This window comes from Olleya sp. AS48 (genome assembly GCF_038900355.1).
In the GTDB taxonomy this organism is placed as follows: domain Bacteria; phylum Bacteroidota; class Bacteroidia; order Flavobacteriales; family Flavobacteriaceae; genus Olleya.
On the sequence record NZ_JBBMRD010000001.1, the window covers coordinates 406,009 to 420,181 of the forward strand.

At 33.0% G+C, this 14,173-nt stretch carries 13 protein-coding genes; all 13 read left to right on the forward strand.

Features of this window, described 5'->3' with window-relative positions; translation table 11 throughout:
* The first annotated feature begins 68 nt into the window (after positions 1 to 68).
* Positions 69 to 1,133 (forward strand): substrate-binding domain-containing protein, encoded by a 1,065-nt coding sequence (locus WNY60_RS01950; protein WP_342861308.1) that lies wholly within the window; start codon positions 69 to 71, stop codon positions 1,131 to 1,133.
* 18 nt (positions 1,134 to 1,151) lie between these two features.
* Positions 1,152 to 2,675, forward strand: coding sequence for a sugar ABC transporter ATP-binding protein (locus WNY60_RS01955; RefSeq protein ID WP_342861309.1), 1,524 nt, complete (start codon positions 1,152 to 1,154; stop codon positions 2,673 to 2,675).
* 19 nt (positions 2,676 to 2,694) lie between these two features.
* On the forward strand, positions 2,695 to 3,663 hold the full coding sequence (locus WNY60_RS01960; protein WP_339807806.1) for an ABC transporter permease: 969 nt from the start codon (positions 2,695 to 2,697) through the stop codon (positions 3,661 to 3,663).
* 13 nt (positions 3,664 to 3,676) lie between these two features.
* Entirely contained in the window at positions 3,677 to 5,161 is a 1,485-nt protein-coding gene (locus tag WNY60_RS01965; RefSeq protein WP_342861310.1) for a mannitol dehydrogenase family protein, read from the forward strand.
* 10 nt (positions 5,162 to 5,171) lie between these two features.
* Positions 5,172 to 6,053, forward strand: coding sequence for a carbohydrate kinase (locus WNY60_RS01970; protein WP_342861311.1), 882 nt, complete (start codon positions 5,172 to 5,174; stop codon positions 6,051 to 6,053).
* 140 nt (positions 6,054 to 6,193) lie between these two features.
* Entirely contained in the window at positions 6,194 to 6,772 is a 579-nt protein-coding gene (locus WNY60_RS01975) for a Crp/Fnr family transcriptional regulator (protein ID WP_342861312.1), read from the forward strand.
* An 83-nt stretch (positions 6,773 to 6,855) separates the two neighbouring features.
* A complete protein-coding gene (locus WNY60_RS01980; RefSeq protein WP_342861313.1) occupies positions 6,856 to 7,950 on the forward strand; it encodes an alkene reductase in 1,095 nt (364 codons plus the stop codon).
* 26 nt (positions 7,951 to 7,976) lie between these two features.
* Complete coding sequence (locus WNY60_RS01985) at positions 7,977 to 8,402, forward strand: OsmC family protein (RefSeq protein ID WP_145001727.1); 426 nt, start codon at positions 7,977 to 7,979, stop codon at positions 8,400 to 8,402.
* 2 nt (positions 8,403 to 8,404) lie between these two features.
* Positions 8,405 to 9,463: an NAD(P)-dependent alcohol dehydrogenase gene (locus WNY60_RS01990; RefSeq protein WP_292945299.1), complete on the forward strand. Its 1,059-nt coding sequence runs from the start codon at positions 8,405 to 8,407 to the stop codon at positions 9,461 to 9,463.
* 194 nt (positions 9,464 to 9,657) lie between these two features.
* The gene (locus tag WNY60_RS01995) at positions 9,658 to 10,977 is read left to right on the forward strand and encodes a TolC family protein (RefSeq protein ID WP_342861314.1); all 1,320 of its coding nucleotides are present in this window, start codon (positions 9,658 to 9,660) and stop codon (positions 10,975 to 10,977) included.
* Positions 10,978 to 10,988: 11 nt separating this feature from the next.
* On the forward strand, positions 10,989 to 12,197 hold the full coding sequence (locus tag WNY60_RS02000) for an efflux RND transporter periplasmic adaptor subunit (protein WP_342861315.1): 1,209 nt from the start codon (positions 10,989 to 10,991) through the stop codon (positions 12,195 to 12,197).
* A 5-nt stretch (positions 12,198 to 12,202) separates the two neighbouring features.
* Positions 12,203 to 12,946, forward strand: coding sequence for an ABC transporter ATP-binding protein (locus WNY60_RS02005; protein WP_342861317.1), 744 nt, complete (start codon positions 12,203 to 12,205; stop codon positions 12,944 to 12,946).
* Positions 12,947 to 12,948: 2 nt separating this feature from the next.
* Entirely contained in the window at positions 12,949 to 14,169 is a 1,221-nt protein-coding gene (locus WNY60_RS02010; RefSeq protein WP_145001722.1) for an ABC transporter permease, read from the forward strand.
* Positions 14,170 to 14,173 lie beyond the last annotated feature (4 nt).

A 14,173-nucleotide genomic window follows, 5' to 3' on the forward strand; every position in this document is an offset into this window, starting at 1 on the left:
ATGAATGTGTAACGATAAAGTGTTAACTTACATAAAAAGAAAAAAATCTTTAAGTAATATTTAAAATCATGAGAATAAAAAACTTAAAATTCGAACTAAAATTTATAAGTATACCAATGTTGGTTCTCTTATTTAATCTATCGCTATACAGCTGTGTAGAGCATTTAGATGCAAGTCAAAATACAACAAATAGTGCAGAGGTAGAAGGAGAGCTTTTTAATAGTGCTATAGATCTTACAGGTAAAAAAATAGGTTATTGCACACCATCATTAAATGCGCCTTACTACCAAGCTTTGCTACAAAGTATTAAATCTACTACAGAAAAAAATGGTATGATTTTTCTATCAGCAGACGGTCAAGATGATATCACCAAGCAAATTGCTGCGGTTGAGGATTTAATAACTAAAGGTGTTGATGCCCTTTTATTAAATCCAAAAGATCCGGATGCTTTGGTTGGAATTACGAAAGTAGCTAAAGCTGCAGGAATTCCGGTTTTTATAATTGATAGTTCTATAAATTCTTCAGCAGACTTTGTAACAACCATTCAATCTAATAATCTGGAAAATGGCGCATTAGCGGGAGAGTGGTTAGCTAAAAAAATGGGTAACACACCAATGAATATTGCTTTGTTAAGTGGTAACGCAGGAAACCCTGTTGGACGCACACGCAAACAAGGTTTGTTACAAGGCATAACAGAGGAGCAATTACGTACGCAAGGAAAAATTAATTTAAATGTAAAAACCCAAGCGTACACAGAGTGGTCTTATGCAGGTGGTTTAAAAGCTATGGAAGATATTTTAGTAGCTCATCCAGATATTAATGTGGTGATCACTGAGTCTGATGTGTGTGTGTTAGGTGCTATTAAAGCTATTGAACAGGCTGGTAAAACAGATGATATATTAATAGTTGCTGGTGCTGATGGACAAAAAGAAGCTATTAAATACATTATGGAAACTGATTTTTATGGTTGTACTGCAATGAATAGTCCAGTACAAATTGGTAAAAATGCTGTGAAGTATGCAATAGAATATATAAACGGAAAACGTGATTTTGATAAAAAATCTTATACAGCACCTTTATTAATTACAAAAGAAAACGCTGCTAAATATTACAATCCTGATGCTTTATTTTAATAGCTAATATCCATTGATATGAAAAACTTAAAAAATGAATATCGTCTTGAAATGTCAGGAATATCAAAAAGTTTTGGTGTTGTTTCCGTATTAAAAGATGTGACTTTAAAAGTTAAACCAGGAGAAATTCATGCTTTATTAGGCGAAAACGGAGCAGGAAAATCAACACTTATAAAAATATTAAGTGGTGTACATCATAAAGACTCTGGTAGTGTTCGCTTAAATGGGACAGAAATTAATCCTAAAAACACACATGAAGGTCAGGTTTTAGGTATTAGTGTGGTGTATCAAGAGTTGTCTTTAGTTAATGATTTGTCTGTTGCCGAAAACATCTATTTACACAAATTAGGAGCAAGTAAGTTTTGGATGAATTGGGATAAGATTACTAAAGATGCTCAAGCTTTAATAGACTCTTTAGGCTTTACAATTGACGCTTCAGCAAAAGTTAGAAATTTAAGTATAGTCCAAAAACAAGTAGTCGAAATTGCAAAAGCATTATCTGAAGACACTAAAGTATTGGTTTTAGATGAGCCAACAACTGTTTTTGATCCTACAGATACAAAAAAACTGTTTGACAACCTTTTTAGATTAAGAGATAAAGGAATTTCAATAATATACATTTCTCATCATTTAGACGAGATTATTAAAATAGCAGATTCTGTTACAGTACTAAGAGACGGTGTTGACACAGGAAGTATGGCTATTAAGGATACAGATACAGATGGTATTATTCGATTAATGATTGGTCGCGAATTGAAAGATTTGTTTCCCATTAGAGATGCTAAAATAGGAACAGAACCTATTTTTGAGGTTAAAAATTTAACTGCAAAAGACACCATGGTTCATGATGTTTCTTTTTCAGTACGTCCAGGTGAAGTGCTTGGTATTGCTGGATTAGGAGGAAGTGGAAGAACAGAAACTGCTAAACTTATTTTTGGAGCAGACAAAAAAAAATCTGGAACATTAATTTTAAACGGTAAAGAGATTAAAACAAAATCTCCGGTAGATGCTGCCTCTCATCAAATTGGTTTTGTGTCTGAAGACAGAAAAGAAGAAGGGGTCTTTTTACCATTGTCCATAAGAAGAAATATTAGTGTGACTAATTTTAATTCGATATCAGGAAAATTAGGATTTATTAATGTGGACAGCGAGTATAAAAAGGTATTAAGTTTAATTGATAAATTAAACATTAAAACGCCTAGTTCAGAGATTGATGTTAAAAACTTAAGTGGTGGAAATCAGCAAAAAGTAGCTCTAGCTAAGTGGTTAAGTATTGATAGTAAAGTTATTTTTATTGATGAACCTACTAGAGGTGTAGATGTTGGTGCTAAAATAGAAATCTACAATCTTATAAACGAAGTCGCTAAAAAAGGAGTTGGAGTAGTTGCAATATCGTCTGATATGCCAGAAATTATGGGTATTTCTGACCGTATTTTAGTCATGCATGAAGGGACTATTTATGGCGAGTTACAAAAAGAACAATTTTCTGAAGAAAACATATTGCGTTACTCGATTGGTAAAGCATTAAAACAATCTAATTAAATATTAAAAATTTCATGTTATGGCTTTAACATTAAAACAACAACTTAGCAGTCCAAGTGGTATTCTTAAGTTTTTAGTAAAGTATAATACTATATTCATTTTTATTTTACTGGTAATTTTTTCAGCATTGATATCCGATGTGTTTTTTACCTCAGTAAACTTGTCTAACTTATTAAAACAAGTCTCTGGTATTGGTATTATTAGTATAGGGATGTTAATAGTAATATTAACAGGAGGTATTGATTTATCAGTTGGCTCCATGGTCGCCTTGCTTGCAGTTACGTTTGCTATTTTAATTAATTTAATCATACTTCCATTAGCTATTGTTTTTACCATTGCTATCGGTTTTGGTTTAGGTAGTATTTCGGGTTATCTGGTAGCTTATCAAAAAATGGCTCCTTTTGTAGCAACTTTAGCATTAATGACTATTGCAAGAGGATTAGGTTTTATTTACTCTAAAGGGTCTCCAGTTACTTTTAAAACTGCAGGAGGTGTATTTATGTCAAATTTTGCAAACAACTCCACATTAGGTGTTCCAAATATTGCTATAGTCTTTTTTTTAATCGTAATCGCTACTATGGTTATGTTGCGGTATAATGTATTTGGTCGTTTAATTATTGCTATTGGTAGTAATGAAGAGGCCTCACGCTTATCCGGAATTAAAGTTAATAAGTATAAGTTTTTGGTATATGCTATTTCTGGTGCTTTAGCTGCTACTGCTGCAATAATAGTGGCATCCAGAACTAATTTAGGATCACCAAATATGGGAATGTCTTGGGAGTTAGATGCTATAGCAGCTGTTGTGATTGGTGGAGCTAGTTTAAATGGTGGTAAAGGAACTGCTATTAATACGTTAATGGGTGTACTTATTTTAGGATTAATAGGAAACATTTTAAACTTACTAAATGTGCCTTCTTATCCGCAGCAAGTTGTTAAAGGAGCCATAATCATTTTTGCAGTATTACTTCAAAGATTTGAGAGTAAATAATAAAATTATTAAGATGAAAAATTACAAATTAAACGCTGAAAATCTTTCAAATATATCTGAAAGAATTACAGTACCACAATACGACAGAAAGATCATAAAGACAGGAATAGTACACGTTGGTATTGGTGGTTTTCATAGATCACATGAAGCTTTTTATACAGACCAATTATTACATGATCCAAATAATAAGGATTGGGGAATATGTGGTATTGCATTATTAGATTTTGATAGAAGAATTTATAATACTCTAAAAGATCAAGATGGATTGTATACTTTAGTGGTTAAAGAGTTAGATGGTACTCACACTAATCGTATTATTGGCTCTATAGTGGAGTATATATATGCGCCAGAGAATCCATTAGCGGTTATCGAAAAAATGGCAAGTCCTGAAGTAAAAATTATATCATTAACTATAACAGAAGGTGGTTATAATTACAACGAAGCGAATAAAACATTCGATTTTACCAATCCTTTAATTCAGCATGACTTAAACAATCCAAATGTGCCAAAAACCATTTTTGGATATATCACACAAGCATTAAAGTTAAGACAATCACAAGGTTTAAAAGGTGTAACTATTCAGTCATGCGATAACATTCAAGGTAATGGTCACATGACAAAAATGATGTTACTAAGTTATGTTAGCAAAGCTCAGCCAGATTTAATCGATTGGATTGAGTCAAACGTATCGTTTCCAAACGCTATGGTAGATAGGATAACACCAGCAACGACACCAGAGGATATATTAAAAATAATTAAAACTACAGGAATTCATGATGCTTGGCCAGTAGTTTGCGAGCCTTTTAAACAATGGGTTATAGAAGATAATTTTATTGAAGGAAGACCTGCTTGGGAAAATGTTGGAGCGCAGTTTGTAAAAGACGTGGTGCCATATGAAAAAATGAAACTAAGCTTATTAAATGCTGGTCATTCAGTAATAGGAATTTTTGGTGCATTAATGGGTTATAATACCATTGATGAAGCGGTCAATAATCCAAATATCAGAACTTTTCTAATGCATTATATGGATGAAGAAGTGACGCCAACTTTAGGGAATTTAGAAGGTGTAGATTTAGAGGCCTACAAAAAATCGTTGCTAGAGCGCTTCGGAAATATCAATATTAAAGATCAAATTGATCGTATTTGTTCAGAAAGTTCGGCTAAGTTTCCCATTTTTATATTACCGACAGTAAACGCACAATTACAAGATAAAGGTGATATTACTAGTGCTGCATTTGTTGTAGCTGCTTGGGCTATATATAGTTTAGGTAAAGATGAGAAAGGAAAAGGTTTAATAATAAAAGATGCTATGCAATCGGTATTACATGCAAAAGCATTGGAAAGCACTGCTAATCCAGAAGCATTTTTAGAAATAGAAGCAATTTTTGGTTCATTAAAAGACTCAAAGCCATTTGTTGAAGCTTACAAAACAGCATATAATGATATTTTAAAGCATGGTGTGGAGCAATGTGTATTTGATTTAAACGCTAACATTTAAACTGATATAAATGAAAAATATAGTTTGTTTTGGAGAAGTGTTATGGGATGTTTTTCCTTCACATAAAAAAATTGGAGGAGCACCTTTAAATGTGGCTTTACGCTTACAGTCTTTAGACAATAATGTGTCAATTATTAGTAGTATAGGAGACGATAATAAAGGAAATAAAATAAAAGATTTCATTTTAAGTCAAGGTGTAAATATCGATAATTTACAAGTGGATGCTAAGTTAAAAACGGGTAAGGTTAAAGTTATGCTTAATGCAAAAGGTTCTGCTTCTTATGATATTATGTTTCCTAGAGCTTGGGATAATATTCAAATTACATCCCTTAATAAAAGTGTAACACAACAAGCTGATGCTTTTATTTACGGTAGTTTAGTTGCAAGAGATGAAAACTCCAGAGAGACTTTATACCAACTTTTAAAATATGCAAAGTACAAGATATTTGATGTAAATTTAAGAGCGCCATATTATACAAAAGAGGTTTTAAATCATTTAATGAATGAAGCTGATTTTATAAAATTTAATGATGAAGAAATTTTTGAAATAGGAGAAACATTAAATTCCAAAACACATTCTTTAGAGCAAAATATCAAATTTTTAGCGGATCATACAAACACCAAAACTATTTGTGTAACAAAAGGACGTCATGGCGCAATTTTATATTTTAATGATACTTTTTATTACAATAGTGGTTACCATATAGAGGTCGTTGATACTGTTGGTGCAGGAGATTCATTTTTAGCTACACTAATAAGCAAATTACTTAAAGGTGACAATCCTCAAGACGCCATTAATTATGCATGCGCTATTGGAGCATTGGTTGCGGGAAGTCAAGGTGCTAATCCTAAATTTAGTATGGAAGATATTAATACGTTTATTAACCCTTAAGTTATTTTACGGTTTTTTTTATTTTTTTTGAATTGATTGATAGTAGTTGATAAGGCTTTTATGTTTACATAAAGCCTTTTTTTATGCATTTAAAGCTCAATAATTCCATTGATATTTATTTAAATTTTTAGCATCTTTGTATGATGTATTCTGCTATCATAAAACATTTAAATAATCACGTATCTCCAAGTTTGGAGGATATTAAATTATTTAATGCTGCTTTAAATCAAATATCTGTATCTAAAGGGCAGTTTTTACTAAAACCTGGCACACATGTTAAGCATGAATACTTTGTAGTAAAAGGCTGTTTAAAAGCATATTACATTGATGATAAAGGTGGTATTCATATTGTTCAATTTGCTATTGAAAATTGGTGGATCGGAGATTTTGATGCTTTTTATAATCAAGGTTCATCCATCTTATATATTGAAGCTATTGAAGACGCCACACTATTGGCAATAAACTACGACGTGCTGCAAGAGTTATATGTAAAAGCACCAGTTTTTGAACGTTATTTTAGGGTATTAATAACACAAGCTTTTATCGCACAGCGTAAGCGTATTTTATCGACGCTTGAAAAAAAAACTAAAGAAAGGTATTTGGAGTTTTGCGTGTCATATCCAAATATTGAAAACCGAGTACCCAATTATGATATTGCTAATTATCTTGGTATTTCTCCCGAAAACCTAAGCAGAGTAAGAAAACAATTAAAAAGTTAAAACTGTCCTAATTGATATAGATCAATTAAATTGAAGGAAGTGATTTGTAAGTTTGTAATAATTAACATATTACATATTTTTACATGAGCAAACAACCTTTATTACTACCATATAACAAAAACATAAATTTAAAAAACAGAGTCGTTATGGCTCCGATGACACGTAGTCGCGCAAATAACGATGGTAATGTACCAATAGACCAATTACACGGATTATATTATGAGCAACGTGCTTCTGCAGGCTTAATTATTACAGAAGGATCTCAAGTATCAAAAAAAGCTGTCGGTTACATCAATACCGCAGGAATACATACAGATGCGCAAGTAGAAGGCTGGAAAAAAGTAACTAAACGTGTGCACGATAAAGGCGGAAAAATCTTTATTCAATTATGGCATGTTGGTCGTATGTCACATCCAAACTTTCATAATGGTGATTTACCTGTGTCATCTTCAGCTTTAAATCCAAACGCAAAATCGTATACACCTGAGGGGTTTAAAGATACTGTGACACCTAAGGCAATGACTATTCAAGAGATTAAACAAACGGTTAAAGATTTTCAAGATGCTGCAGCAAATGCAGTAAAAGCAGGTTTTGATGGTGTAGAGATTCATTCATCAAATGGTTATTTATTTCACCAGTTTTTTAATAATTCATCTAACAATAGAACAGATGAATATGGTGGAAGCATAGAAAATAAAACACGTTTTTTCTTTGAAGTTTTAGATGCTATAAAACAAGTAATTCCGCAAGAAAAAATTGGAGCACGTTTTAACCCTTCTTTAAATGGTCTTTTTGGAATGACCATGGATGAGGAGACTATACCAACTTTTGAATATATTATCAAAAAATTAAATGATTATAATCTAGCATACGTACATTTATCAGAACCTTTTACTGATGTTTCAGAGATTCCGTATGCAGTCAAAGAGATTGCTAAGCATTTTAGACCATTATACAATGGTACATTAATGATTAATGCAGGTTTTGATCAAGAAAAAGGAAACAAGGTTATTGAGGATGGTGATGCAGATTTAGTAGCTTACGGTAAATTATTCATTTCAAATCCAGATTTAGTAGCGCGTTTTGAAAACAATTTAGAGCTGGCAGAATGGGATGAGGATACCTTTTACACAACAGGAGAAAAAGGATATACAGACTATCCAACAGCCTCAAAATAATTATAGTTTAACTTAAAACATACAAAATGAAATTTACAAGAAAAGCAAATGCAGAATGGAAAGGAAGTGGTAAAGATGGACAAGGAAGTCTAACTACAGGAAGTAAAGTTTTAGATAAAACACAATATTCGTTTCATACACGATTTGAAGATGGTGAAAAAGGAACAAATCCAGAGGAGTTAATAGGAGCAGCGCACGCAGGATGTTTTGCAATGCAATTAAGTTTTTTATTAAACGAAGACAATTTTACAGCAACAAGTTTAGACGTAGATGCTACGGTCACTTTTGAGGATGGAGCAATTACCAAAATAACACTAGACCTAGAAGGTGATGTTCCAAAAATTGATGCCGAACAATTCCAGCAAATAGCACACAAAGCAAAGGAAGTATGTCCAATTTCTAAAGTATTAAATACAGAGATAGAACTTAAAGTAACACTTAAAAAAGCATAAAAATGGCAACGACAACAGTAAAAGCATATGGTGCAACTTCGGCAACCGAAGATTTAAAACCTTTAGATATTCAAAGACGTGCTGTAGGTACAGACGACGTAAAAATTGATATTACGTATTGTGGTGTTTGCCATAGTGATATCCATACGGTTAGAAACGATTGGAAAGGATCTACCTATCCAGTAGTGCCAGGACACGAAATTATTGGTCGTGTTACAGAGGTTGGATCAGCAGTTAGCAACTATAAAGTTGGTGATTTAGTAGGTGTAGGGTGTTTAGTAGACTCTTGCCAATCTTGCGCATCATGTGATCAGGATTTAGAACAATTTTGCGAAAAAGGTGCAACATGGACCTACAACAGTCCAGATAAACATATTGAAGGAAAACAAACATATGGTGGATACGCATCGTCAGTAGTGGTTGACAAAAAATTTGTATTAAGTATTCCTGAAAATTTAGACGAGGCAGCAACAGCACCTTTATTATGTGCTGGAATTACAACATGGTCACCTTTAAGTCACTGGAAAGTTAAAAAAGGAGATAAAGTTGGTGTTATTGGTCTAGGTGGTTTAGGTCACATGGGAGTTAAATTTGCGAATGCTTTAGGAGCGCATGTTGTTATGATTACAACATCTCCAGAAAAAGGTAAAGATGCTAAAAGATTAGGCGCACATGAAGTGTTAGTGTCTAAAGATGCAGACGACATGAAAAAACACCAAGGTAGTTTCGATTTTATCTTAAATACCATTCCTGTAGGTCATAAAATGGATCCGTATTTAGGGTTGCTTAAAATAGACGCTACTATGGTTTTAGTTGGTGCAATTGAAGCATTAGAACCTTTTCATGGTGGAAATATTATAGTAGGTCGTAAACGTATTGCAGGATCTTTAATTGGAGGTATAAAAGAAACACAAGAGATGTTAGATTTTTGTGGAGAACACAATATTACTAGTGATATTGAACTTATTGATATGCAAGACATTAATAAAGCCTACGATCGTGTAACAAGTAACGATGTTAAATATCGTTTTGTAATTGACATGAATTCGCTTAAAAATTAAAGCACTTTTTTAATAATATAAAAAACAGCCTCTAATTTATTTAGAGGCTGTTTTTGTTTTTAGGCTAAATCCAAAAAATTCTCGTCGATAGATTACCCGATTTCGTATAGTTAAAACCCTCAAACGTCTATCGCTTTATAATAAGATAGTATATAGTTTCACCTTTGAAGTGTAGAATTAAAACACCTTTTAAAATGAAATTATATTTAATCATAGTCAGTTTATTTTTTGTGCAACTGTCGCTTGCTCAAGAAACATCAACTAAAGTTTGGTCGCTTCAAGATTGCATAGATTATGCAATTGAGCATAATATTACGATCAAAGATGCCACTTTAGATAAAAACCTTGCCGAAGTGGATTACAGTAAAGCAAAGTCATCTAGACTACCTAATTTATTTGGAAGCGCATCGCAAAATTTTTCCAACGGAAGTACTATAGATCCTATTACTAGCGATTATGTTACAGATCAAATCCATAGTACAAATGTTGGTATTAATAGCTCGATGACTTTATTTCAAGGGAATCAACTTAGCAATCAAATTAAGCAGAATAAGATTTTATTAGAGCAAAGTATTTTTCTAGAAGAAGTCGAAAAAAACAATATTGTTTTAAACATTTTAGAAGTGTATTTACAAACAATTTATAGCAAAGAAAGTATCGCTATTGCGGAAAACAATGTTGTTGCATCAGAAAAAGAAGTTGAAAGAGCAAAAGCAAGATTAGATGCAGGCACTATTGCTTTAGGTGATTACACCGAAACACAAAGTCAAGCAGCCACTAATAAGTTCAATGTCATATCGGCTAAAAACGATTACCAACAATACATTATTCAACTAAAACAATTATTAGAATTATCGCCTTTAGAAGATATTCAAATTGAAACTATTGATGAAAACATGGATTTAATTAATCTAGACATCGATAAAAATCAACTTTATAATAATGCTATTGGTTTTCTACCAGAAATTCAGGCAAGTAATTTAAATATTGAAGCAAACGAGAAAGAACTTGACATTGCTAAAGGAGGCTTTTTACCAACCTTATCCTTAACAGGAAGTATTGGTTCTGGTTACACAAGTATTAACGATAATACGTTTTCAGATCAGTTTGATGTCAACTTCAATCAAAAATTAGGGTTATCGTTAACCATTCCAATATTTAATAGAAATCAAACTAAAGCAGCAGTTAAAACAGCATCAATAAACATTGATAAAGCGCAAATACAAAAACAAAATACAGAAAAGGAAGTGTACCGAAAAGTTGAAACTGCTTACCAAAATGCAATATCTGCACAAGAGCAAGTTATAGCTGCCGAAGCCTCTAAAGTGTCAGCAGAACAAAGTTATAAACTAGCACAAAAAAAGTATGAATTAGGTGGATTAAGTACAACAGACTTGGTAATAAGCCAAAACACCTATACCAATGCGCAGCAAAACTATTTACAGTCTAAATACTTAAATATTTTATACCACGAGTTATTACAATTTTACCAAGGAAACGATATTAAACTTTAATTAACAGAATTATGAAATCTAAAAAGAAAATCATATTAGGAAGCGTAGTATTAGTAATACTTGCTATTGTAGCATTCAGTTTTATAAATGGTGAAGATACCATAGTTATAGAGCCTAAAACAGTTACAGCTAAAAAAGCAAATGTAACCACTATGGTTACTGCAACGGGAACTATTGAGCCAATTACACAAGTGGAAGTTGGTACCCAAGTTTCTGGAGTTGTCGAGAAAATTTATGTAGATTATAATAGCGTTGTTAAAGAAGGTCAGCTTATTGCAGAGTTGGATAAAACCAATCTAAACGCAGCAAAAACCCAAGCACAAGCAGCTTATGATAATGCTGTAAGCCAAAGAAATTACACCAAAACAATTTACGACAGACAACAAACATTATTTGATAATCAAGTTATAAGTAAATCAGATTTTGATGACGCTGCATTTAATTATGCAACCGCTAAGGGAACAGTAACTCAACGTTATTCAGACTTACAATCGGCTAGAACAAATTTAGGTTATGCTAATATTTATTCGCCAATTGATGGTGTAGTATTATCTCGTGCTATAGACGAAGGACAAACCGTTGCAGCAAGTTTAAGCACGCCAACCTTATTTACAATTGCTCAAGATTTAAAAGAAATGCAAGTAGAAGCAGACGTAGATGAAGCAGATATTGGAAATGTAAAAGAAGGACAACGTGTAACCTTTACGGTAGATGCGTATTTAGGTGAAACTTTTGAAGGTGAAGTCACGCAAGTACGTTTAGACCCAACAGTAACATCAAACGTAGTAACGTACACAGTGGTTATTAAGGCACACAATCCAGATTTAAAACTTAAACCAGGATTAACAGCAACCATTTCTATTTATACTTTGGAACTAAACGATGTGTTAACTGCGGAAGCTAAAGCCATAAACTTTACTCCAGAAGCTGAAACATTAGCGTCTTACAACACACATCATAATCTATCAAACAGTGGTAGTACAACTCCGGAAAAAGAAACTACACTTTGGGTATTAGAAAAAGATAGAAGCATTACACCAAAAATAGTAACCTTAGGCGCTAGTGATGGCGTAAATGTACAAGTATTAAGCGGAGTTAATGAAGGTGATGAGCTAGTATATAGTTTAAAAGGTGTATCAAAAGCAGAAGCATCAGGACCAGCAGGAGTAAACGAAAGTCCATTTATGCCACAACGTCCAGGAGGAAACAAGAAAAAATAAAAGCCATGAGTAAAGACATTATAAAAATAGAAGACTTAAAACGTCAGTTTACCATGGGAACCGAAACGGTACATGCCTTAAAGGGAATTTCGTTTAACATAAAAGAAGGCGAATTTGTTACCATAATGGGATCTAGTGGTTCTGGAAAAAGTACGATGCTTAACATTTTAGGGTGTTTAGATCAACCAACCTCTGGTGAATATGAAATTGATGGCGTAAGTGTTAAGGCTTTAAGCCGAAATGAATTAGCAACAATAAGAAACGAAAAAATAGGATTCATATTTCAATCTTATAACTTATTGGCAAGAACATCTGCAATAGAAAATGTAGAATTACCCTTGTTATATAACAGTAAAGTGTCTACAGAAGAACGTAGAGAGCGTGCTATAAAAGCATTGGAAATGGTTGGTTTAGGGGACAGGTTGCATCATACATCTTCGCAGCTTTCAGGAGGACAACAACAACGTGTTGCTATCGCTAGATCGTTGGTAAATAATCCAGTAATGATTCTAGCAGATGAAGCTACAGGAAACCTAGACACAAGAACATCCTACGAGATTATGTCGCTGTTTCAAGAACTTAATGCCAAAGGGATTACTATAACTTTTGTTACACACGAGCCAGATATTGCCACTTTTAGTAGCCGAACTATTGTGTTAAAAGATGGTAGTATAATGCAGGATTATCAAAATCACAAAGTACAATCTGCAGCAGCCCAATTAGCTAAACTGCCTAAACAAGACGATTAATTATGAGACTATTAAATTTAATAAAAATTGCTTTTAAGGCTATCGTACTTAATAAAATGAGAACCTTGCTAACCATGTTAGGTATCATCATTGGTGTAGCGTCTGTAATTGCTATGTTGGCTATTGGTGAAGGGTCTAAAGAAAGTATTCGTTCTACCATTTCAAATATGGGTTCAAATATGATTACCATAAGACCAGGAGCAGACGACAGAGGTCCAGCCAGAGGTAGTGGAGGAGATGTACAAACATTAACACTTCAAAATTACGAAGTCATAAAAGCGCAAGCCGATTTATTAAGCTATGTAACACCAGTCGTTAATGGTGGTGGACAAGTTATTAATGGCTCAAATAACTGGCCTTCTACAATTTATGGCGTTAATCCAGATTATTTAGAGATTAAAGTTGTTGGATTGCAAAGCGGAAGTATGTTTACAAATGTAGATGTGCAATCGGCTTCAAAAGTTGTAGTAATTGGGCAAACGGTTGTCGATAATGTATTTTCAGATGGACAAGAACCTGTAGGACAAATGATTCGTTTTAATAATATTCCATTTAAAGTGATTGGTGTTTTAGAAGAAAAAGGAGAAAACACCTTTGGTCAAGATCAGGATGATGTGGTTATTGCACCTTATACAACGGTTCAAAAACGTATTTTAGCAATAGACTATTTAAATCAAGTTATAGCTTCTGCAATTAGTGAAGATGATGCTGCAGATGCTGTGACTCAGGTTACAGAAATTTTAAGAACTGAGCATAAATTATTAGATAATGAAGATGATGATTTTAGTGTGCGATCTATGGAAGAATTAATTTCAACTTTTAGCTCTACTAGCGAAATGTTAACCATTTTATTAGTTGCAGTAGCTAGTATATCGCTATTAATTGGTGGTATTGGTATTATGAATATCATGTATGTATCTGTAAAAGAGCGTACCAAAGAAATTGGTTTACGTATGGCTGTTGGTGGTAAGGGATCGGATATTTTAATGCAATTTTTAATTGAAGCAATTTTAATTAGTATCACTGGTGGATTACTTGGTGTAATCTTAGGACTTGGAGCTACAGTTTTTATAGAAAAATTCTTAAATTGGCCTACAAGCGTTGCGTTGTATTCAATAATAATATCATTTGCAGTATGTGCAATTACAGGTATCTTTTTTGGATGGTATCCTGCAAGAAAAGCTTCAGCATTAGACCCAATAACCGCTTTACGTTACGAATAGATAA